Source organism: Sorangium sp. So ce145 (assembly GCF_051525985.1).
Classification (GTDB): Bacteria; Myxococcota_A; Polyangia; order Polyangiales; family Polyangiaceae; genus Sorangium; species Sorangium cellulosum_B.
On record NZ_CP150315.1, the window covers coordinates 11,093,457 to 11,115,642 of the forward strand.

General features: G+C 73.2%; 16 protein-coding genes. 9 read left to right on the top strand and 7 right to left on the bottom strand.

The features are described from left to right. Positions 1 to 88 precede the first annotated feature (88 nt). Positions 89 to 1,141: a penicillin-insensitive murein endopeptidase gene (locus WMF34_RS41265; RefSeq protein ID WP_012240724.1), complete on the top strand. Its 1,053-nt coding sequence runs from the start codon at positions 89 to 91 to the stop codon at positions 1,139 to 1,141. A gap of 13 nt (positions 1,142 to 1,154) precedes the next feature. Here WMF34_RS41265 and xth read toward each other — a convergent pair whose 3' ends face one another. Both xth and WMF34_RS41275 read right to left on the bottom strand, forming a co-directional pair. Further along, on the bottom strand, positions 1,155 to 1,964 hold the full coding sequence (xth, locus tag WMF34_RS41270; protein ID WP_012240725.1) for an exodeoxyribonuclease III: 810 nt from the start codon (positions 1,962 to 1,964) through the stop codon (positions 1,155 to 1,157). Positions 1,965 to 2,043: 79 nt separating this feature from the next. Further along, positions 2,044 to 2,928, bottom strand: a complete 885-nt coding sequence (locus tag WMF34_RS41275; protein WP_012240726.1) for an alpha/beta fold hydrolase — start codon at positions 2,926 to 2,928, stop codon at positions 2,044 to 2,046. A 53-nt stretch (positions 2,929 to 2,981) separates the two neighbouring features. Between WMF34_RS41275 and WMF34_RS41280 the strand changes: the two genes are divergently transcribed. Continuing rightward, the gene (locus WMF34_RS41280) at positions 2,982 to 3,554 is read left to right on the top strand and encodes a pentapeptide repeat-containing protein (RefSeq protein ID WP_437991215.1); all 573 of its coding nucleotides are present in this window, start codon (positions 2,982 to 2,984) and stop codon (positions 3,552 to 3,554) included. A gap of 91 nt (positions 3,555 to 3,645) precedes the next feature. On the opposite strand, the gene WMF34_RS41285 is transcribed toward WMF34_RS41280, so the two are convergent. Beyond that, positions 3,646 to 4,266 (bottom strand): response regulator, encoded by a 621-nt coding sequence (locus WMF34_RS41285; protein WP_437991216.1) that lies wholly within the window; start codon positions 4,264 to 4,266, stop codon positions 3,646 to 3,648. A 345-nt stretch (positions 4,267 to 4,611) separates the two neighbouring features. Between WMF34_RS41285 and WMF34_RS41290 the strand changes: the two genes are divergently transcribed. The 6 genes from WMF34_RS41290 (at position 4,612) to WMF34_RS41315 (ending at position 15,020) form a co-directional block, all read left to right on the top strand. Next, complete coding sequence (locus tag WMF34_RS41290; protein ID WP_012240729.1) at positions 4,612 to 5,025, top strand: response regulator; 414 nt, start codon at positions 4,612 to 4,614, stop codon at positions 5,023 to 5,025. An 88-nt stretch (positions 5,026 to 5,113) separates the two neighbouring features. After that, positions 5,114 to 8,167 (top strand): glycoside hydrolase family 65 protein, encoded by a 3,054-nt coding sequence (locus tag WMF34_RS41295; RefSeq protein WP_437991217.1) that lies wholly within the window; start codon positions 5,114 to 5,116, stop codon positions 8,165 to 8,167. Continuing rightward, complete coding sequence (locus WMF34_RS41300) at positions 8,161 to 9,135, top strand: universal stress protein (RefSeq protein ID WP_044967060.1); 975 nt, start codon at positions 8,161 to 8,163, stop codon at positions 9,133 to 9,135. The genes WMF34_RS41295 and WMF34_RS41300 overlap by 7 nt, the downstream gene beginning before the upstream one ends. Before the next feature lie 131 nt (positions 9,136 to 9,266). Next, positions 9,267 to 11,630 (top strand): AAA family ATPase, encoded by a 2,364-nt coding sequence (locus WMF34_RS41305; RefSeq protein WP_012240732.1) that lies wholly within the window; start codon positions 9,267 to 9,269, stop codon positions 11,628 to 11,630. Positions 11,631 to 11,692: 62 nt separating this feature from the next. Further along, positions 11,693 to 12,508 (top strand): hypothetical protein, encoded by an 816-nt coding sequence (locus tag WMF34_RS41310; protein ID WP_437991218.1) that lies wholly within the window; start codon positions 11,693 to 11,695, stop codon positions 12,506 to 12,508. A 445-nt stretch (positions 12,509 to 12,953) separates the two neighbouring features. Further along, positions 12,954 to 15,020, top strand: coding sequence for an ATP-binding protein (locus tag WMF34_RS41315; RefSeq protein ID WP_437991219.1), 2,067 nt, complete (start codon positions 12,954 to 12,956; stop codon positions 15,018 to 15,020). 40 nt (positions 15,021 to 15,060) lie between these two features. On the opposite strand, the gene WMF34_RS41320 is transcribed toward WMF34_RS41315, so the two are convergent. Beyond that, positions 15,061 to 15,582 carry a M17 family peptidase N-terminal domain-containing protein gene (locus tag WMF34_RS41320; RefSeq protein ID WP_157907274.1) on the bottom strand — a complete coding sequence of 174 codons (522 nt, stop codon included), beginning with the start codon at positions 15,580 to 15,582 and terminating at the stop codon, positions 15,061 to 15,063. Between the two features lie 5 nt (positions 15,583 to 15,587). Continuing rightward, positions 15,588 to 17,210, bottom strand: coding sequence for a thiamine pyrophosphate-binding protein (locus tag WMF34_RS41325; protein ID WP_437991220.1), 1,623 nt, complete (start codon positions 17,208 to 17,210; stop codon positions 15,588 to 15,590). Between the two features lie 1,723 nt (positions 17,211 to 18,933). On the opposite strand from WMF34_RS41325, the gene WMF34_RS41330 reads away from it, so the two are divergent. Next, positions 18,934 to 19,131 (top strand): hypothetical protein, encoded by a 198-nt coding sequence (locus WMF34_RS41330; protein ID WP_437991221.1) that lies wholly within the window; start codon positions 18,934 to 18,936, stop codon positions 19,129 to 19,131. A gap of 156 nt (positions 19,132 to 19,287) precedes the next feature. Here the strand turns inward: WMF34_RS41330 and WMF34_RS41335 are convergent, their stop codons facing one another. After that, positions 19,288 to 20,589 carry a hypothetical protein gene (locus tag WMF34_RS41335; RefSeq protein WP_437991222.1) on the bottom strand — a complete coding sequence of 434 codons (1,302 nt, stop codon included), beginning with the start codon at positions 20,587 to 20,589 and terminating at the stop codon, positions 19,288 to 19,290. 218 nt (positions 20,590 to 20,807) lie between these two features. Continuing rightward, on the bottom strand, positions 20,808 to 22,004 hold the full coding sequence (locus WMF34_RS41340; RefSeq protein ID WP_437991223.1) for an aminotransferase class V-fold PLP-dependent enzyme: 1,197 nt from the start codon (positions 22,002 to 22,004) through the stop codon (positions 20,808 to 20,810). Positions 22,005 to 22,186: the final 182 nt, after the last annotated feature.

Sequence of the window (22,186 nt, forward strand, 5' to 3'; positions counted from 1 at the left end):
CCTGCTCCCGGCGCGGCTGCGCCCTGCCCGGCCGGCTGTGAAAGAAGTTCTCTGTCCGCGGCGCCGCAAGGTAGGGTCCTGCCCCGTCATGCCGCTGCTCCGCCCGCTCTCTCGGCGCTGCCTCGCGTCGCGAGGCCCCCTCGCCGCGCTCCTCCTCGCCCTCTCGCTCGCCGCGCCAGCCCAGGGCGCCCCCGCCGCGGGCGCGCAGCCGGCCGCGGCCGAGCAGCAGCCGGGCAAGAGGCCGCAGAACAAGCGCCCCGCCGCGCGGCGGAGCTCGGCCGACGGCAAAGGCGAAACGCGGGCGGCGCGCAGCGCCCGAGCCAAGGAGAAGGCCAAGGAGCGCGCCGGCAAGAAGCGCGCGGCGAGACGCGACGAAGCGTCCCGCGCGGAGCGCGGCGGCACCGACGCCGGCGCCGACGAGCGGAAGCCGCTGTCGAAGGGCGCTCCCAACCGCGGGCGGCTGACCGGCGCCGTGCGGCTCCGATCGTCGAGGCACCTCAAGACGCGCGAGGGTGCCAGGACATGGGGGCTGCCCGTGCTCGTGAAGACCCTGCGGCGCGCCGCCTTCCAGGTGGCCAAGAAGCACGGCGACTCCGCGCTGCTCGTCGGCGACCTCTCGGCCAGGGCGGGCGGCGCGCTCGACGGGCACAACTCCCACCAGACGGGGCGCGACGCCGACGTCGGTTTCTACGTCGTCAACTCGAAGGGCAAGAACCTCCGCACGGACCGGTTCGTGGCGTTCGACGACGAGGGCAACGCCATCGGCCTCCCCGGCGCGCGGTTCGACGATGCCCGCAACTGGGCGCTCGTCCAGGCGCTGCTCGAGGATCGGCAGGCGGGCGTCAAATACCTGTTCGTGACCGACGCGCTGCGGGCGCGGCTGCTCGCCCACGCCGCGAAGAAGCGCGTCCCGGCAGACCTCCGGGCCCGGGCCGCGGCCGCGATGATGAGCCCGAGGGACGCCGACCTGCACAACGACCACTTCCACATCCGCGTGATGTGCCCCCCGTCGATGCGCGGCGCCTGCATCGAGGAGTCGCTGGCCCGCCCCGCGTGCGCCGCCGACGAACCGAAGAAGGCCCTCGACTCCGCGGCGCCCGCGGCGACGGAACCGGACATCTACGGCGTGCCTTCCCGCTGACGCCCTCCGGCGCTCAGGCCCCCGGCGCGACCCCGGGCGGCGCGTCGCCGTCCGCGATCTCCACAACGACCGGCGCGTGATCGGACGGGCGCTGGAGCTCCCGCGGGCGCGTGTCGATCGACACATCGGTGCACCGCGCGGCGAGCGGGCGCGTCACCAGCGCGAGATCGATGCGGAGGCCCTTGTTGCGCCTGAACGCGCCCATCCGGTAATCCCACCAGCTGTAGGCCTCCTTGGCGGGGTGGCAGGCGCGGAACGCGTCCACGAGCCCCCATTCCATCAGGCGGCCCAGCGCGGCCCGCTCGTCCGGATGAAAGAGCACCTGCCCCTCCCACTTCTTCGGCTCGGCAACGTCGATCGCCTCGGGCGCTACGTTGAAATCGCCGCAGATCATGATCTGCTGATCCGGGCGGTAGCGGGCCTCGAGCTCGCTCCGCAGCCGCTCCAGCCACGCGAGCTTGTACGCGAAGGCCGGCGTGCCCACCGCCTGGCCGTTGGGCACGTAGACGTTGATGACCCGGATCCCCTCGATCGTCGCCGCCAGCATCCGCCGGGCGACGTCCTGCTCGTCGCCGTCGAGGCCCTTCTTCACGTCGTCGACCGAGAGGCCGAAGCGCGTGGCGATCGCGACCCCGTTGTAGGACTTCTGGCCGAAGATGACCGAGCGATAGCCCACCTCGGAGAGCGCGGCCTCGGGGAAGCTGCCGTCCTCGACCTTCGTCTCCTGCATGCAAACGACGTCGGGCGCGGCGCGGACCAGCCAGCTCGTGAGCTGCTCGAGCCGCGTGCGGATGGAGTTCACGTTCCAGGACGCGATGCGCATAGGTCCTCCGGGCGATAGCGGATGAAAAGCCGGGCGGGAAGCCTGGTCCAGGGGCACGCGCGGGGTCCACGGCGCCCGATCACAGGGCCGCCCGGATCACGTCGAAGAGGCCCTCCGGATCGTCGACATGGAGCCAGTGGCCGGCGCGCGGCAGGACGTGGACCGAGAGCCAGGGCGCGCGCGCCGCGAGCGCCTCGAAGCGGCCGCGCGAGGCCGGCGAGATCGAGGCGGACCGGCCGCCGAGCACGACATGGATGCGCCGCGGTTCCACGCCCGGGCCGGCCGGCGCCGGCGGGTCCTCCAGGACGTGCCACAGATCGCGGGCGAAATAGTCGGTGAGCAGCGCGTCCAGGATGTCGAGGTCGAGCCGGATGCGAAAGCCGTCGCCCTCGCGGCGGACGTTCATCGCCAGCCAGTCCGCGATGCCGCGGCTGAACCCGGCGGCGTGCACCGCCTCGAGGAACGCCTCGCGCGACGGGATCGGCTGCGGGATCGCGCGGAGCATCTCGAGCACGCCGGGGCTCTCCGATCCGCTCTCGCCGGCGGGCCTGGCGCTCGGGTCGGCGTCGAGGATGAAGCCGCGCTCGATCCCCGTCGGCCGTCGCTCGAGGTAGGCGAGCGCCACCTTGCCGCCGAACGAATGGCCCATCACGCCGCGGATATCGAGGCCGAGGCGGTCGCCCAGCCGGAGCAGATCCTCCGCGGCCGCCGCGATGGTGTGGGGCGCAGGCGGGCTCTGCGACATGCCGTGGGCCCGCAGGTCGACAAGGATGAACCCCCACGGCCGGGCGGCTGCGTCAGGCGCGCCCCCGGCGGATTGCGCCTCGGCGAGGCGTCGGATGAAGGTGCGCCAGTTGGCGCCCGAGCCGAAGATGCCGTGCAGCACGAGCATCCAGCGGGCAGGCGCCGCGGAGGGGGCGGAGACGAGGGCGTGGTGGGGCACGAAGCCGTCGTGTGCGTTCATGGCTCTCCGGACCGCGCGAGCGCGCGGCCTGCGCCTAGCGCTAGCATGGACCCATGGCCAAGAAGCCCCCCATCGCGCCGCCGAGCGCGGACGCCACGGAAGACGAGCGCATCCAGCCGGCGAAGCCCGCGCGGTTTCACGGAGCGGCGCTCGCCGGGGCCAGCTTCGACGACGTCGACCTGCGCGACGCGCGCCTGCACAACGTCTCGCTCGCGGGGGCCGAGCTCGACGACGTCGACCTTCACGACGCGCGCCTGCACAACGTCTCGCTCGCGGGGGCCGAGCTCGACGACGTCGACCTTCACGACGCGCGCCTGCACAACGCGACCCTCGCCGGCGCCTCGCTCGACGACATCTCGCTCGCCGGCGCGCGCATCGACGACGCCGACGCCGCCGCGACCCGCTGGTCCGACGCGAGCCTGCGCCGCGCTCGCTTCGAGGGGTCGGACCTCCGCGAGGTCGAGATCGTCGGCTGCGCGATCGACGGGCTCACCATCGACGGCGTGCGGATCGATCGCCTGCTCGAGGCGGCGAAGGATCGATCACGCGCGAGCCAGGCCCCGAAGGCCACCGAGACCGAGAAGGAAGCGCAGACGAAGAAGCCGAGAAAGGGGCGGAAACCGTAGCGCCCCACCCGCGCAGCGAGCGGGCAGCGCCCCGCGCGACAGCGGGCGGTTACGCCTCGATGAGCCCGGTGCGGACCGCGATGCGGGTCAGCTAGACCGCGCTCTTGCACCCGAGCTTCGCGTAGATGCGCACGCGGTGGGTCTCCACCGTCTTCGGGCTGATCGTCAGCCGCGCGGCCGTCTCGCGCGTCGACACGCCGGCCGCGAGCAGCCGCAGGACCTGGCGCTCGCGCGGCGTCAGCGCGTCGAGACCACCGGAGCCCTCGCTCGCCGGCTTGCGCATCGCGCGCACCACGGCCCCCGCGATGCTCGAGGAGAGCGGCGCTCCCCCGGTCGCGATCCGGCGGATGCCCTCGATGACCTCCTCGAGCTTCGAGGTCTTCACGAGATACCCCTGCGCGCCCGCGCGGAGCGCCTCGGCGACGCGGAACTCGTCGTCATAGCCGCTCAACACGAGGAGCTTCGCCTGCGGCAGCTGCGCTCTCAGCGCCCCGAGGAGCTCGATGCCGTCCCGGTCGGGGATGTTGAGATCGACGAGCACGACGTCCGGCTTGCAGCTCGCCGTCTCGCGCAGGGCGTCGGCCGCCGTCCCGGCCTGGCCCACGACGACCATGTCGGGCTCGTCCGAGAGCGCTCGAGCGAAGCCTTCGCGAACGACGGGGTGATCGTCGATCAGATAGATGTGCAGCTTGCTAGCAGGGGTTTCCGCCATGATGACCACAGGGGGATTGGAGTGTCCTTCAGACCACAATTCGATACCCGTGAGCAGTTCAAGTCAAGCTGCTCGGGTCGTCCTGGGAGGAACCTTACAGGGGTATCAGGTGCTCAACGATCTGCAAGCAGCGGCGCGGCGGCAAGCCCAATTGGTGAGGAAAACTCCGTCCTGAGCGAGTTTCGGAGCTCGACGGAGATCCGCGCGGCGTGGAATGCGCAACGCAGGACGTGACGGAAGGTGCAACGATGCGCCCAGAGCGGCCTGCGCATGCGGTCGCGGCAACCGTCTGGTATCCTTCGCGCGCCTCATGCGCCGGAATGGCCAGCGATCCAGGGAAATACGATGAGCTCGCCGGTCCCCGCTCCCGGCCCGGCCGCCACCTCGCCCTCGCCGCGCGCGGCCGCGGAGATCTTCGTCGTCGATGACGACCCCGCCCTCGTCGAGTCGCTGCTCGACCTGCTCTCCGACGAGGGCTACCGCGTTCAGGGCTTCACGCGGCCGCTGGAAGCGCTCGATCGCCTCGCCCGCGGCGCGCGGCCACGGGCGGTCCTGCTCGACTACGTGATGCCCGAGATGACCGGCGAGGAGTTCCTCGCCGCGCTCGCCGCCGCGGGCGTCGAGGTGCCCGTCCTCCTGCTCTCCGGCGTGAACGAGCCCAACATCCGCGGCGCCGTGGCCGGCGTGCTGGCGAAGCCCTTCGACGTCGACCGGCTCCTCGTCGTGCTCGAGCGCCTGACCGGCGCCGTGCAACGCTAGCGCACCGGCGCCGCGGCCCCCCGATCCCGGCTCGCACAGGCGCGGCGGCACGCTCCTCGCGTCCCCTGGCCCCGAGGAGGAGCCGAGGATGTCGTCGCTGCGCGTAGAAGACAGCGCCACCGGGCCAGCCGTCCTCGTGCGAGGCGGATCGGGCAGCCCCGCCATCGCGAACGCGCCTGCGGCCGCGATCAAGCTGCCGGCCGAGCTGCACCACCGCTTCCGCTTCATCGCGATCGACGCGGGCCTCCTCGGGGAGGCGGCCGACGGCGCCGCGGCGCTGCTCGACGCGCTGCTCGCGATGGGGGTGCGCGTGGCGCTCTTCACCGACGATGCCATGCCCCACCTCGCGCGGCGGCTCGCTCGCGGCGTGCGCGCCGAGAACTGCAGGCGGCTCTTCCTCGGCTCGCTGGACGGCGCGGAGCTCCACGGCTTCGATCGCCGCGGCGCCGCGGTCGCGCTCGCCGCCCGCGCGGAGCCGGACGGGCGCTCCGCCGTCGCCGCGCTGCTCGCTCAGGTGATCGCGCCGCTCCGCATCGAGCCGCACGATCGGCTCGCGATCTCGCCGGAATCACTCGAATCACTCGAATCACTCGAATCACTCGACGGTGCGGCGGCCTCTGCGGCGCGCGGCCTCCGCGGCGCGCCGGAGCTCGCGGGCGCCGTCCACGCGACGGCCGGCGCGCAGCGGCTCCACGAGATCCTCGCGCTCCAGCGGGATCTCGAGGGCGAGCTCGGCTCGCTCGCGGCGCCCCGAGACGCCGCGTGGCTCATCGAGGAGCCAGGGTTCGACGTCGCGCGCGAGCACGAGATCGAGTCGCTGCTCGCGATCGCCAACGGCTACCTCGGCTCGCGCGCGTCGCTGCCGGAGGGCTCGAGCGTGTCGCGGCCGGCGACGTTCATCGCCGGCGCCTTCGAGCCCTCGGCCGACGTGAGCCGCGTGCCGGAGCTCGTCATCGCCCCCGACTGGGGCCGGCTGAGCGTCGCCATCGAGGGCGAGTCGTTCTCCGCGGAGACGAGCGGCGTGCTGCACCACCGCCGCGCCCTCGACATGCGGCGGGGCGTGCTGCTGCGCGAGTGCCTGCGGCGCGGCGAGGGAGGCCACCTCACGCACCTGCACACGCTCCACGCGGCGTCGCTCGCGAACCGCCACGTCCTCATGGAAGCGCTCAGCATCACCCCCCTCAACTTCACCGGGACGATCCGCGTCGACGCGATCCTGAGCGGCGACGTGAAGAGCGCGAGCGGCGCGGCGCACTGGGCCGGCTTCGCGGCGGACGCGGGCGCGAAGAGCCTGCTGCTCGTCGGGCACACGCACGGCGGGCTCGTGACCGCGATGACCTCGCACCTGCGCGAGCTCCCGGAGCAGGCCGCGGAGAGCTCGCCCCCGCTCGAGGCCCTCGAGGGCGCGCGCTGCGAGCGCACGACGGGCGCGCGATCCATCGCCGAGCGGTGCGACGTCGGCGTCCGCGTCGCCGAGCCGCGCCGCCTCTTCCGGACGACGACGCTGCACACGTCGCGCGACACGCCCGCGCCGCGCGAGGCGGGCCAGGCGCTCCAGGACGAGCTGTCGCGCCGCGCCATGGCCGACGTGCTCGGCGAGCACACGCGGGCGTGGGCGGAGCGATGGCGCCACGCCGACGTCGAGATCGACGGCGCCCCCAGGATCGAGCGGGCGCTCCGGTTCGCCCTGTACCACCTCATCGGCGCCGTGAACCCGGACGACCCGCGCTGCTCGATCGGCGCGCGCGGGCTCAGCGGGGAGGCGTACCGCGGCCATGTCTTCTGGGACACCGAGACCTTCCTCGTCCCGTTCTACACGCACTGCTACCCCGAGGCCGCCCGCGCGCTGCTCCTCTACAGGCACCGCACCCTCGCCGGCGCGCGCCGCAAGGCGAAGGTGCTCGGCTACGAGGGCGCGCTCTACGCGTGGGAGTCGGCGGACACGGGCGACGAGACGACGCCGCCGCTCGTCGTCACGCCGTTCGGCGAGGTGGTCCGGGTGCTCTCCGGCGAGCAGGAGCACCACATCAGCGCCGACGTCGCGTACGCGGTGCACGCGTACGTCCGCGCGACCGGCGATCTCGACTTCCAGCGCGGCGAGGGGGCCGAGATCCTGATCGAGACGGCGCGCTTCTGGGCGAGCCGCGCCGAGCTCGGGCCGGATGGCCACGCCCACATCCGGCGGGTGATCGGGCCGGACGAGTACCACGAGACCGTGGACGACAACGCGTTCACGAACTGGATGGCGCGGCACAACCTCCGCGTCGCCGCCGCGCTCGTCCGGCGCGACGCCGCGCGCGCGGACGTGCTCGCGCGGCTCGACCTCCGGCCCGACGAGCCCGACCACTGGTGCGACGTCGCAGGCCGCCTGCTCCTCGGGATCGACCCGCAGACCGGCCTGATCGAGCAGTTCGCGGGCTACTTCGGCCTCGCGCCGTTCTCCATCGCCGACTACGCCGTGCGCAGCGCGCCGGTCGACGTCCTGCTCGGGCGCGAGCGGACGCAGGCCAGCCAGGTGGTGAAGCAAGCGGACGTCGTGCAGCTCATCGCGATGCTCTGGAGCGCGGTGCCCGCGAGCGCCCGGCGCGACAACTTCCTCTATTACGAGCCGCGCACCGCCCACGGCAGCTCCCTGAGCCCCAGCGCCCACGCGCTCGTCGCCGCCCGGCTCGATCTCCACGCGCACGCCGAGCGCTACTTCGAGCAGACCGCCGACATCGACCTCGGCAACACGATGGGCAACGCCGCGGGGGGCGTGCACATCGCCGCCATGGGCGGCCTCTGGCAAGCCGTCGCGTTCGGCGTGGCCGGCGTCACGCGCGTGCCGCGGAGCGCGCTCTCGGAGGCGCTCCCCCACGCGCCGCCGTGCCCCGACGAGGACGAGGCGATCGGGATCGAGCCGCACCTCCTGCCGGGCTGGCGGCACCTCAAGATCCCGATCGCCTGGCGAGGCCGCGCCCTCGAGATCCACGTGGAGGACGGCGCGGTCGAGGTCGCGCTGGAGGGGAGCGCGCCGCTGCCGATCTGCCTGCTCGACGCGGGCGCGCCCGCCTGCGCCGTGCTGGCGGAGCCGGGCCGCCGCTATGCGACGCGGCTGCTGGGCGGCCGCGTCACGCCATGGGAGGAGGTCACGCCATGCTGAGCGCCGTACGCGACGGGTCCCCGGTCGGGCTCGGGGCACCCCCGGCCGAGCTGCCCCACGAGGCGCTCGAGGGGGCCGACGAGCGCCCGCCGCAGAGCGGCCTGCAGCGCAGGAGCGTGGTCGTCGCGCTCCACGGCCGCCGCGCCCACCTCGGCGCCGTCGCGCTCGGGCGGCTCATCGCCCGCGGGCTCGAGGCCCCGCTGCGCGGGCTGTGCCTCTCCACGGAGCCGATCGACGCGAGCGAGGTGCCGGCCCACTTCGGGATCGCCCCGGAGGCGCTGCAGGGCATGGTGCTGGACGTCGAGGCGAGCGACGATCCGCCCGGCGCTCTCGCGTCCGCCATGGCGAGCTACGGGGCAGCGCTCGTGATCGTGGCCTCGCACGCCGACGATCCCACCGACGAGCGCTTCGGCGTCGGCCAGCTCGCGGCGCGCGCGCTGGAGTCCACCGCGCTCGGCGTCGTCGTCCTCCGCGAGGAGCCCTCCCCGCCGCGGCTCCAGCGCATCCTGCTGCCGCTCGACGGGAACCCCAGCACGGCCAGCGCGATCACGCCCGTCGGGGAGGTCGCCCGCAAGCTCGGCGCCGAGCTCGACATCGTGATGGTGGGCTGCGCCTCGCCGCGGGAGGCTGCGGACGACGGGCCGCCCGTGTCGACGCCCGTGCCCTCCGAGCCGGGCGCGATGGTGGCACCCCTCTACGTCGACCAGCCCCAGCACGAGTGGCCCGCGTTCACCGAGGAGTTCCTGGCCCGGTTCCTGAGCGCGATCGGGCACTGCCCCCACGGCGTCGCCACGCGGTTCTTCCTCGGCAAGGGCGAGCCGGCGGCGGAGATCGCGCGCCTCGCCTGGCAGCTGGCGAGCGACCTCGTAGTGCTGGTCTGGCACGGGCAGCTCGCCGATCACCATGGCGGCGTCATCCGCGACGTGCTCGCCCGGGCGCCGTGCCCCGTGCTGGTCCTGCGGCGCTAGCGCGGCCCCACGTGACGCGCGGCGCGCCCCGGCGGCGGCGAGGCGCTCCCTCGGCCCTCGATCCGCGCGCGGGCGCCTCGCCGGGCGGGCTCCACGCCAACGACCGGCGAAAGGCGCTATGGTGCGCCGCCATGGTCTCCCGGAAGCTGCCCCCCAGCGAGTGTCGCAAGATCGTAGAGCCGCAGAGCTTCCGCTTCTCCACGACGGAGGAGGTCGCGCCGCTGTCGGCGGGCATCGGCTCGCAGGAGCGCGCCCTCGCCGCGCTCGCCTTCGGCCTCGACATCCGCCAGCCCCGCTTCCACGTCGTCGTCGTCGGCGCGCCCGGCACGGGCCGCACGTTCTGCGCGCGCGCCGTCGCGAAGCGCATCGCGGCGAGCCGCCCCACGCCCGACGACATCCTCCTCCTGCCGAACCCGCACCGCCCGAGCGAGCCGACGGTCCTGTCGCTGCCGCCGGGCGAGGGGCGCCCCTTCGTCGAGGCGATGGAGGAGCTCCACGAGAAGCTCGTCGACGCCCTGCGCGGCGCGACCGAGGGCGAGCGCTTCAAGCAGGCGCGCGGCAAGATCCAGCGCCGGGTGAACGCGGAGGAGCGGCGGCTCGAGGAGCAGCTCAAGTCCGCGGCGCGCGAGCTCGGCCTCGACCTCGTGCGCGGCGAGGACGAGGTGCAGATCACCTCGATCGAGGACGCCGCCAACGCGCCGGACGGCGAGGCGCTGCTCGCCATCGCCGGATCCATCGAGGAGTTCGAGATGCGGCTCGCCACCGTGCAGGACGAGGCCGACGTCGAGCTGCGCGGCGTCGTGAAGCAGCTGCTCAGCGACGGGGTGAAGGCCTGCTTCCAGCCCGTGCGCGCGCGCTTCGAGGGGCGCAATGACATCAGCGCCTTCCTCGCGGACGTCGAGACGGTCGTGTCGAAGGAGTTCCGCCTGCTCGTCGACGAGGCGCGCGGCGAGGAGGGCGGCGCCACCCTCCCGCGCGGCGTGGTCGTGCCGACGCTCCTCACGGAGCACACGCCCGACTCCGGCGCCCCGGTCGTCGACGTCCCCTACCCCACGCTGACCGCCCTGTTCGGCCGCACCCACGCGCCGCCCGACTCCGGCTTCCCGCCGGAGCCCGGCTTCGCCGTCGCGGGCGCCCTCCACGAGGCGGCCGGCGGCTTCCTCATCCTGCCCGCGGGCGCGCTCCTCAAGAACGAGGCGCTCTACGAGCAGCTCAAGGCCTGCCTCCTCGCGGGCAAGTTCATCGTGCCCGAGCACAACCCGTCGTACTTCCGCGGCACGGCGGAGGAGCTGCTCTTCCCGCCGATCCCCATCGACGTGAAGGTCGTCCTCGTCACGAACCCGCAGCTCTACCAGGACCTGCACGACGCCGATCCGGAGTTCTCGCAGCTCTTCAAGGTGCAGGCGCGCTTCGAGACGACGATCTCGCTCGATCAGGCGCTGCTCACGTACCCCGCGTTCCTCGCCGGCTTCGCGCACGATCGCGGCCTCCCGCCGATCACGGCCGACGGCGTGACCGCGCTCCTCTTCCACGGCGGCCGCCTCGCGGAGAGCCAGACCAAGGTGAGCGCGCAGGTCGGGCTCATCGCCGAGGTCGCGACCGAGGCCGGCTACCGGGCCCAGCGCCGCGGCCGCAAGGTGGTCGACGGCCCCGAGGTCAACGAGGCGCTCGAGGCGGCGCGGCGCCGCGGGAGCCATTTTCGCGACCACGTGCACGAGCTGCTCTCGGACGGGACGATCCGCATCGACGTGACCGGCCGGCGCGTCGGGCAGGTCAACGCCATCTCGGTCCTGTCCGACGGCCCGCAGACGTTCGGCCGCCCCTGCCGGGTGACGGCGGTCGTCTACCCGGGCCGCGAGGGCCCGGTGAACATCGCGCGCGAGGTCGAGATGTCCGGCCCGCTCCACAGCAAGGGCGTGCTCGTCCTCACGGGCTTCCTCGCGGCCCGGTTCGCCCAGCACCGCCCGCTCTCGTTCGGCGCCTCGCTCGTCTTCGAGCAGACCTACGAGCCCATCGAGGGCGACAGCGCCTCGTCGAGCGAGCTGTACGCGCTCCTGTCCGCGCTCTCCGGCGTCCCGATCCGGCAGGAGCTCGCCGTGACCGGCAGCATCGATCAGCAGGGGAGCATCCAGCCCGTGGGCGGCATCAACGAGAAGATCGAGGCCTTCTTCGATCTGTGCGCTGCCAAGGGCCTGACGGGCGAACAGGGCGTGCTGATCCCGAGCGCGAACCGCGACGCGCTCATGCTGCGGGGCGACGTCGTGACGGCGATCGAGGCCGGCCGCTTCCACGTGTTCGAGGTGAGCTCCGTCGAGGAGGGCATCGAGATCATCACCGGCGTCCCCGCGGGCGTCGCCGACGCGGACGGAAGGTACCCGGAGGGGACCGTGTTCCACGCGGCCGACCAGCGGCTCGAGCGCTTCCACCAGGCGATCGCCGACACGCCGAAGGGCGCGACGAGCGCGGATCCTCGACGAATGCTCAGAGAGCGCTGAGGAGGACCCGTGGCAGCGAAGCGCGCGGCCGGACCCGCGCCGATCGGCGCCGGAGCCCACCGATGACGCGGCGGCTCCTCCTGCTCGCGGCGGCCGGCGCCGCGGCGGCGCTGCTGGCGTGGGGCGCGCTCGCGCGGTGGCGTGATGCATCGCCCTCGCTCGGCGCCGCCTGCGCGGCCGCCGCCGCGATCGCGCTGCTGGTCCTCCTCGGCGGCGCCGTCCGGCGGCGCTTCGCCGCGAGGCCCGGTCGATCCTGGCGCCAGGCGCCCGCGGCGCTTCGGCTCCCGCGGACGGGGCAGCCGGCCGCGCGCCCCGCGGAGCGCGCCCTGACGCCGCCGACCGAGCTCGACGACCCGCGGATCATCTACGCCTTTGCAGCCCAGGCCGTCGGTCAGTCGCTCGCCTGGGAGGGGAGCTACAAGGCGGCCGCCGCCTCGCTGCGCGACGTGCCTCGCGACTGGATACCTCCGCAGGTCCGGGTGCTCGTCATGAGCAACCTCGCCCAATGGCAGCTCTGCGCCGGCGACATCGAGTCCGCCCGGCGGCTCCTCCCGGACCTGGACGAGGAGCGCGCGCCGGCGTCGGTGCGGCCGCTCGTGCGGGGAGCGCGCGCCGCGGTGCTCGTGCGCACCGGCGACGTCGAGGGCGCGCTCTCCCTGATCGGCCTCCGCGATGGCGAGCGGGAAGAGCCGACCGAGGTGCGCCAGCGCTACCGCATCACCCGCGCGCATGCGCTCACCGCGCTCGGCGAGCCCGCCGCGGCGCGCGCGGAGCTCCGCCGGGTGGTCGATGACGTCGGCGTCGACGAGCTCTGCCGCTGGATTCCCGCGGGCGGGCCCGCCCGGGCCGCGATGATCGAGCTCATCGACGAGGGCTGACGGATCCGCGCCGCCGCGAGGCCGCGACTCGCCAAGCGCGGATCTCGGGTCGCTCGAGTCACGCGCAACTCGGATCGTCACGCCGCTTGTCAAGCGTCATTTCCCTGGTTTGTCGCGCGGGAAGCCCCCCTCTGCCGGCGCCGGGCGCTCGAAGCCCACAGAGCGCATCGTGTGCGCTTCCCCGGGGATTCCGGTTCGCGGTGGGGCGAGCCACGTTGCGAGCGCCTGGCGGCTGGTAGAAAAAGGATGCTGTACGCAAAGTGCATCGGGCCAGGTAGCCTTTTCGCGTCGACCGGGGGAGAACGCATGCCAACCTGTATGGGTGGCCAATGAGGGTGGAGGCGCCACGGGGGGTGATCGGCGGGTGTTGCACCGGTTCAACCAGCCCAACGCGCCCCATCGTGGCGACTCGCCTCGCTCACAGGAGCCCGCCCCGGAGGCTCCCGTGAACCGCCCAGCGGATACGCCGTCCCATCGCATCCTCATCGTGGACGACAGCCCCACGTACCTGAACCAGGTCGCGGCGGCGATGCGCGACGAAGGCTACTTGCCGGTGCTCGCCCACTCGGGGGAGGAGGCGCTCGCGCGGCTCACGGTGGCGCGCGTCGACGGCATTCTGCTCGACATGGTGATGCCGGGTCTGTCGGGCCCGGCCACGTGCCTCCGCATCAAGGCGAACGCCTCGTGGCGGCCGATCCCGCTGCTGATGCTCACCGGCCGCGACGACCACAAGGCGATCCTCGACGCCCTCTCGGCCGGCGCCGACGATTTCGTGACGAAGACGGGCGAGCTCACGGTGCTGAAGGCGCGCCTGCGCGCCCAGCTGCGCAGGAAGCATTACGAGGACGAGAACCGCAGGATGCGCGAGCTCCTCCTGCGCCGCGAGATGGAGGCGGCGGAGGCGCGCGCCGACCGGCGCCTCAAGCAGAGCGAGGAGCGGTTCCGACTCATCGTGGAGGGCGTCCAGGACTACGCCATCTTCATGCTCGACCCCGCCGGCCGCATCGCCAGCTGGAACCCGGGCGCCGAGCGCATCAACGGCTACCGGGCCGACGAGATCATCGGCTGCCACTGCTCGGTCCTCTTCCCGCCGGAGGACGTCGAGCTCGGCAGGCCCGCCGCGGAGCTCGAGTCCACCGTCGAGACCGGCCGCTCGATCCAGGAGGGTTACCGCGTCCGCAAGGACGGCACCCGCTACTGGGCGAACGAGGTGATCAGCGTGCTCTTCGACGAGGCCGGGCAGCTGCGCGGCTTCGCGAAGGTCACCCGCGACGTGACGGAGCGCCGCCGCGTCCACGAGGCGCAGCGCATCCTCGTCTCCGCCGGGCAGATCCTCGGCGAGTCGCTCGATTTCGAGGAGACGCTGCGGCGCGTGGTCCGCGTCGCGCTCCCCGACTTCGCGTCGATCTGCGTGCTCCTGCTGCAGGACGAGTCCGGCGCGATCGATCGGCAGGTGACCGCCCACGCGGATCCGTCGATGGCGATGGCGACCGAGCTGCTCGGCAGGATCACGGCCGACTCTGCCGGGCGGGGCATCGGCAGGGTCCTGCGCACGGCGCAGCCGGAGCTCATCCCCAAGGTGACCGACTCCTTCGTCCGCGCGATCTCGTTCGATCAGGCGCACTACGAGGCGCTGCGCTCGCTCTCGCTCGCCTCGCACCTCACGGTCCCGCTGACGGCGCGCGGCCGCACGCTGGGCACGCTCTCGTTCGCCTCGACGCACCGTCGCTACGACGCCGTCGATCTCGACCTCGCGCAGGATCTCGCGCGCCGCGCGGCGCTGGCCGTCGACAACGCCCGGCTCTACCGGGAGGCGCAGCTCGCGGTGCGCGCGCGCGACGATTTCCTCACGATCGCCTCGCACGAGCTCCGCACGCCGCTCACGCCCATGCAGCTGCAGGTCGACGGCCTCCTTCGCGCCGGCAAGCGCGGCGGCCTCACCGCCGAGCGCGCCACGCCGCGGCTCGAGATGATCAAGCGGCAGGTCGAGCGGCTCGCCCGGCTCATCACGAACCTGCTCGACATCTCGCGCATCTCCGCGGGCCGCCTGCAGATCGAGCTCGAGGACGTCGATCTCGCGGCCACGGTGAACGAGGCGCTGGAGCGGTTCCGCGAGGAGCTCTGCGCCGCCGGCTGCCCCGTCAACCTGTCGGCCCCCGCCTCGATCGTCGGCCGGTGGGATCGCCTCCGGCTCGATCAGATCGTCACGAACCTCCTGTCGAACGCCGTCAAGTACGGCGCCGGCAAGCCCATCGACGTCACGCTGGAGGACCTCGCGGACCGCGCCCGCCTGACGGTGCGGGATCGCGGCATCGGCATCGCCCCGGAGCAGCAGGCCCGCATCTTCGAGCGCTTCGAGCGCGCCGTCTCCAGCGAGAACTACAGCGGCTTCGGCATGGGGCTGTGGATCGTGCGGCAGATCGCCGACGCGCTCGGGGCGACGATCCAGGTCGACAGCCGGCCGGGCGAGGGGGCGACCTTCAGCGTCGACCTGCCGAAGGAGCCCGCCTGACGCCCTCCACGCCGCGCGGCGCGCGGCGCGCGGCGCGCGACTAGAGCGCCCGCCGCACCCGGCGGCGCTGCTCGATCATGTGCTGGGTGATCTGCTGCCTGCCCTCGGCGCGCTCCACCAGCGTCCACACGTTGTCGCTGCGCTCCCTGCCCGCGCAGTCGAGGAGCGCGTCGGCCGCCTGCTCGGCGGGGATGAGCCCGTCGTGTCGCCCCGGGAGCTCCACCACGGCCGCGCGCGTGCAGAGCCCGCCCATCGTGGCGAGCATCCGGCGCACGATCTCGCGGAAGACCGCCTCGTCGAACGCGTCGCGCTCGCCGGCGCCGAACAGGACGAGCTTGTCGAACGCCATGCGCGGCTTGCACGGGATCATGACGACCTCGCCGAGCTCGCCGGTGATCAGGCCCTGCCGCCTCAGCTCGGAGATCCGGCCGCCGAGCCGCCAGTCGCAGAGGCCGGCCACGCCGTGGGCCGGCCGCGCGTCGCAGAACGGGGCGCACGCGAGCACCTCCGAGTCGAGCTCGTCGAGGCTCTGCAGGTCGGGGGAGATGAACCGTAATTCCACGTGGATCAGACGCTGATGGCGCCCTTGCGGAAGTCGCTCTTCGCGATCTTCACGTTGACGCAAGCGGGCCTGCCGCACCGGAACGCCTCGTCCAGCGCGGGCCCGAGCTCCTCGACGCGCTCCACGCAGGCCCCGAAGCCGCCGAGCGCCTCGACCACGCGGTCGTACCGGGTGAAGTCGAGCGACGTCGCCGGCGCGCGGCCCTCGCCGTAGAGCTCCACCTGCCCCCGGCGGATCTGCGTCCAGGCCGCGTCGTTCCCGATCACGCTCACGACGGGGATGCCCTGGCGCACCATCGCCTCGAACTCGAGCGCGTGGAAGCCGAACGATCCGTCGCCGTACACGAGGACCACGTTGGCCTCTGGCCGCGCCAGCTTGGCCGCCATCGCGTAGCCCGGTCCCACCCCGAGGGTCCCGAGCGGGCCGGGGTCCATCCAGAGCTGCGGCCACTCGAGCTTCAGCACGTTCGCGGCCGTGGCCACGAAGTCCCCTCCGTCGCCGATGACGATGTCGTCCTTGCCGAGGCGCTTGCCGATCTCCGCGCAGACGCGCAGCGGGTTCGGCGGGTCGCCGTCGCTCGCGATCTCCGCCAGCATCTTCGCGCGCGATCGCTCCTCGGCCTCGCGCACGGCCGAGAGCCACGCCGCGGCCGTCTTGTCGGGCACCTCCGCGAGCAGCTGCTCCAGGACGACGCCGCTGTCCCCGTCGATCCCGACGTCGACGCGGCGGTTCTTGCCGAGCTCGCTCCCGTCGAGATCGATCTGGACGACCTTGGCCGCCGGGCTGATGGCGCGGCCGTACTCGAGGCGGAAGTCGAAGGGGGTCCCGAGCACCACGCAGAGGTCGGTCTGCGAGAGCGCGAAGCGGCGCGAGCGGCTCATGAGCCCTGGGTGCGCGTGGGGCAGGGCGCCGCGGGCCATGCCGTTCAGGTAGAAGGGCGCCTTCACCGCGTCGGCGAAGCGGCGCAGCGCGTCGCGCCGCGGCGACCACCGGAGCTGGCTCCCGACGATGAACATGGGCCGCTCGGCGTCCCTCAGCAGGGCCGCGGCCCGCGCGACGGCGGCCGGGTCGCCTCCGGGGCGAGGCGGGGCCGCGGGCGCGGTGGCGGGCGCGTCGTCGCCGGCGTAGTTCATCAGCAGGTCGAGCGGCATCTCGAGGAAGACCGGGCCTGGCACGTTCGCCTGGGCGACGCGGAAGGCCGAGTCCACGTACTCCTGGATGCGATCGGTCGAGGGGACGGAGACGCTCCACTTCGAGATGGGGCGCATCAGCTCGACGTGGTTCATGTCCTGGAGCGAGCCCATGTCGGCGAGGGCGCGCGGACCGGCGCCCCCGAGGACGACCATCGGGACGCCCGCGCGCTGGGCGTTGGCGACGGCCGTCACCACGTCCGTCACGCCCGGCCCCGCGGTGACGGCGCACACCCCCGGCCTCCCGGTCACCCGCGCGTACCCGTCGGCGGCGTGCCCGGCGGTCTGCTCGTGTCGCACGTCGACCACCCGGATGCCGTCATCCAGGCACCCGTCGTAGATCGCCTGGATGTGCCCGCCGCACAGGGTGAAGAGGTGCGTCACCCCGTGTCTCGCGAGGGCCTTCGAGACAAGCCTGCCGCCGTGCACCTGCGCCATGGGGCCGGCATATACCATGTGCGACCCAGCGTCCTGCCGGCGAGCGGTCGGCTCGCGCCGCCGCCCGGGCGCGAGCGCGCGCCGCCCCGGCCACGCCGCCGGCCCGGGCCGCCCGGCGCTCCGAGCCGGCGCTCCGGGGACGAGCCCCGGGGCCACGCCTCGACGGCGGCATGACCGTCGCGCTGGGGCGCCGCGTCGAGGTGTCCACTCCTCGAATCATCACCGGAGCTGGGGGGTCGTGTCCGCCTGAAACCCTCATTGTCCGGGTGGTAGGCAAGTGTTCTTCCTAACCTCCCGACCTCGTCTGAGCTCTCTCGGGATCAGAGCACCACCCGCTTTCTGGCGCGCGCCGCCTTCATGATGGGTGATCCACGCTATCGCCCGATCAGGTCGGCTATCCGACCGCCGAGAAGGATAACCCCCCTTCGCCGGGCGTTGCTGTAAAAATACAGCTCCGCTACAGCGCCGACTCCGACCTTGGACGCGAGGTCGTCGCCCAACCGCGACGGCCGACGCCTTTGCGATCACGACCCCGACGCTGTTCTCTTCTATCCGGGCCACGAGATGATATAGTTGGAACCTTATTGCAGGTGCCTGCTCGACACTGCCACCTCTCTCGACCTCTCCCCGGTGCTCCTTCCCTGCAGCCGCCGGCCTCGGAGAGGGTCCGGCTCTCTGCCGTCGGGGCCATCGCGCCGCCGGCGGTCGCCTCCATCGTCGGCGCTCCCCGTAACCTGGCGGAAACAATTCGGAGGGGGCTGGGTGGGTGGAGCCCCCGAGCTTCTGTGAGGAACGTAACCGGTTCAGAGCCGCCGCGGCGGTCGGCGGGCGCTGGGTGGTTGGCAACACAGGGCGTGTCGAGCTCGCCGAGCCCTCGCGGAGCGCGCGCGGCGCGTCCTGTGGCGGCGCCTGGCGCGCGGCGAGGGACGGCCGCGGCGACGGGGCGGCGGGTCCGGCCGACGGCGGCGCTGGCGCGGCTCGCCTGCCGCGTGGCGACGACACACGATCTCCATGACGTGTGCTCGCCAACTCCTTTGCGGCGTACCGGCCTCGACGGGCTGGAGGCGTGGAGCCGCCGCGGCGATCTGGGCAGCGTCAGGGGTGGACACGAGCCATCTTGTGCGGCGCCCTCGTGGACGCTGCCTTCACAACCTACGTCCCGAGCGGCGTCTACCACGTGTGCGCCGACTTCACCCGTCCGGGCCTTCCTGACACCGGATCGCCGTGTTGCTTTCACACGTGTGCGCCGAGACCTTCTCCGTCCATGGCGCATCATTTCATCACCGCGCGATCGCTCAGGGCATCACGCACTCCTGTTGCAGCGCAAGAAAGGCCGAATTCTCGGCGATGTTGCGCGCGGCCCCGCGGGGTTCTCGTGCGCTGGCGCCTCGCCCTCTCCCAGCGTTCATTTCAAATATCCTGCGCTCACAGAACGTTACCCAATACACCAAAATCACGCGTGACTGCTTACATGAGCTGGCGAGCTTGTTGTTTTTTATTTCGGGAAGGCTCTGTATCGGTTATGCGGGATAAGAGGACGCGCAATCGCGCTTCGCTGGAGTAGCATCGTCCTATGTCGGAGCCCCCTAGTAGCAGTCAGTTGATCCGGATACCCATGGTGCTGGCGCTCGACTGCAGCCCCCATTTTCTGGCTCGTTGCCGGAGGGTTGCAGCGCGGGCTCGTTTCCTCGTCCGCTCCTGCGATGCGGGCTCGGCGTGGGGGGTGGCCGTCCGCCTCCGGCCGCTGGCCATCGTCTTGCCGAGCCACTTGCACGATCGTGCGCCGAAGACCTTCGAGTTGCTCGCGGAGGACGCGGGAGCGCGCCTCGTCGTCGTGGAGTCCGAGCAGCTGCCCTCGGGCGAGCTGGAGGGCCACATCACCTACGCGATCGGCGAAGCGAGCCGAGCGCGCGGCGCCTAGAGCGACGGTCACCCGCTCTGCTCTGCATGGTGCAGAGGTGGGCGGAAACCGCTGTAGAGCGGGGGTGCAGGTTCGTGCGCTGCGGGCTCGGCCGCCGGGCAGGCGCGGCCCGTCGACAGGCAGGCGGCCCGCCGCCGGGCGCCCCGGCCGCGGGCCTCAGTCGACGCGGACGCCCGCGGTGAAGTGAAAGCCCCATGTGTGGTCGAGCGGCGGGCCGAGCTCCTCGTCGAAGGGCAGCAGCAGGCCCGTCCGGAGGAACGCGAGGTTGCGCTCGATCGCGAGGAAAGGCTCGACGGCCAGGACATAGAGATTGCGGGCGACGGCGTGCCGGATGCTCACGTTGTCGAACGTGGGCAGCGCCATCCCTTGCACGCGCACGCCGCCGCCGATCCCGTGGCCGATCTGGAGCTCCACGGCGTGCTGGATCGCGACCTCGTACTCCTTGTTGCGAGCGAGCGGGATGTAGAGCACCGGCTCGATCTGGAAACGCCCGATCATCAGTGAGCCGACGTGGGCCTCGGCGCCGAGGCGCGCGTGGATGGGGAGGATGCTCGGGAAGTACTCGTGGAGATCCCAATACGCCCGGCTGGCGCTGACGGGCTCGTAGCTGGCGTGGTGGTGGGTCTTGCCCGAGAGCGTCGCCAGCCCGACGTCGCCGCCCACCGTGAGCCAGAACGTCCGGCCGACGCGGGCGACGTGATGGGCGCCGAGCGTCACGTTGCCGAGCACGGCGTCGGTGCGCTCGGCCATCGCGAGCCCGAACGGGAGTCGGACATCGAGGAACGTGTGCTGGGCGAACGGCATGCGGGCGAAGAGGGCGACCGCGAGCCCGGAGACCTCGCCGTCGCCGCCGGTGAACGAGGAGGTCTCCAGGCCGATCGCGCCACGCCGGCTCAGCGGGACGGCCCCCTCGTCGATGGTTCTGCCGCCCGACCCGCGCGCGGGCGGCGGCCCAAGCTCGGTGTCCGAGAGGGACCGCGCCCAGTGCGCCGGCGTGCTGCTCTTGCCGCCCGCCTCCGCCCCGCCCGGCTTCCGGTCAGGCGGCGCCGAGTCCGGGGGCGGCCCGGCAGCTCCCGGCGCGGTGTGCGCCGCTTCCGGCGCGAGCGGCGGGGCGTCTGGCTCAGGTGCGCCTGCTCCGGGCGCGCCGAGCGCCGGGGGCTGCGGCGGCCCGCCGGGCAACGGCGCCGCGGGCGGCTGCGGTGTGCCTGAGGCCGGGGGCTGCGGCGCGCCGGGCGCCGATGTCGCGGGCGACGGCGGTGTGCCCGGCGCCGGCGTCACGGGCGGCTGCGGCGTCGCTGGCGGCTGCGGCGTGCCCGGCGCCGGAGGCGGTCCCGCCGACGCGGAGGGCGCAGGGCCAGGCGCCGGGCGAGGCGCCGCGGGCTGCGCAGCGGACGACGCGACCGCGAGGGTCGCCGCCAGCCAGGAAAGCGAGGACAAGACCAGGATTCGACGTGGCATCGTGTCTCCTTGGAGCGCGCATCCTATCGTCTCGGGGGGCGCGCGCGGTCTGCTCCGGCGAGCGCTGGACGCGCCTCCGGTGGCGCGACCGCCGCCCCGCAGCGCCAGCGCCATCCGTCGCAGCGACACGGGCACGGGGCGACCCGGAGGCAGAGCCGAGCGCCGCGCGGCGCCCGGCCGCGGAGCGGCGGCGCGGGGCCGGGCCCTGCCGCGCGCCGCTACAGCAGCGCGGCGAGGGCGGCCGCGAGCCGCTCGTAGTGCGGCCTGTCGTTGTAGATCTGGGCCGAGATCCGGAGGTGCCGCCGGGGCGACGCGGGCCAGGCGAACACCGGCACCTCGATCCCCCACCGCTCGAGCAGCGCGTCCTGGAGCGGATCGAGGCACAGCCGGGACGACGGCGCGTCGGGGAGCGGCACCGTCGCGAGCGCGCCGATCATCGCGTCGGGGCTCGGCGGCATGCAGCCGAGCGCCTCGCACAGGAGATCGCGCGCGGCGAGCGCCGTCGCCCGGTTGTGCGCCTGGAGCGCGGGCCAGCCGCCGGGCACGAGCGCGGCCATGGCGCGGAGCGCGTCCGCGACGCAGAGCGCCGCGCTGGGGTCGGCCGTGCCGGTCCAGTCGAACTCGAGCAGGAAGCGCGACCTGTCGGTGCGCGGCGAGTTGGCGCCGTGGCTGATGGAGAGAGGGCGGACCGCGCCCTGCTTGTCCCGCCGCACGTGGAGGAACGCCGCGCCCTTCGGCGAACAGAGCCATTTGTGGCAGTTGCCGGTGTAATAGGCCGCCCCGAGGGCGCGGAGATCGAGCGGCACCATGCCGGGCGCGTGCGCGCCGTCGACCAGCACGTCGACGCCGCGCTCCGCGAGCGCGGCGATCAGCGAGGCGACCGGGAACACGAGCCCCGTCGGGCTCGTCACGTGATCGACGAGGACGAGCCGCGTCCGCGGCCCCACGCGCGCGAGCACCGCGTCGACCACCTGCTCGGGCGCCTCGATGGGGAACGGCACCGGCGCGACCACGACGCGCGCGCCAGCGCGGGCCGCGACCGCCTCGGCCGCGTTGTTGCAGGCGTTGTACCCGTGATCGGTGATGCAGAGCTCGTCGTCGGGTCGCAGCGAGAGCGACCGCAGCACCGTGTTGACCCCGACTGTCGCGTTGGGGACGAACACGAGGTCGTCGAGGTCAGCGCCGGCGAAGGAGGCGAGCGCGCCTCGGGCCGCGTCGAGCAGCGGCCCGAGCTCGCGAAGGAAGAACCGGACGGGCTCGCGCTCGAGCTGCTCGCGGTAGCGCTGCTGCGCATCGAGCACCGCGCGCGGGCAGGCGCCGTACGAGCCGTGGTTCAGGAAGGTGACGGCCGGGTCGAGCGACCAGAGCTCGCGCACCGCGGCGGCGCGCGACTCCGGGAAGGCGTTCGGGTTCATGGCGAGGAGCGGGCCCCGAGGAGGCGGCGTGCCGGAGGGCCCGGAACAATGTCGCGCGGGCTCCGACCCCTGTCGAGGGCCACGCGAGGAGCAGCTCCCAGTCCATGATGGATTGTATCGTCAATGTTGAATCATGGATCAACCATGACCGGGTGCCGCCGGTCGTGCAGAGCCGGTCAACC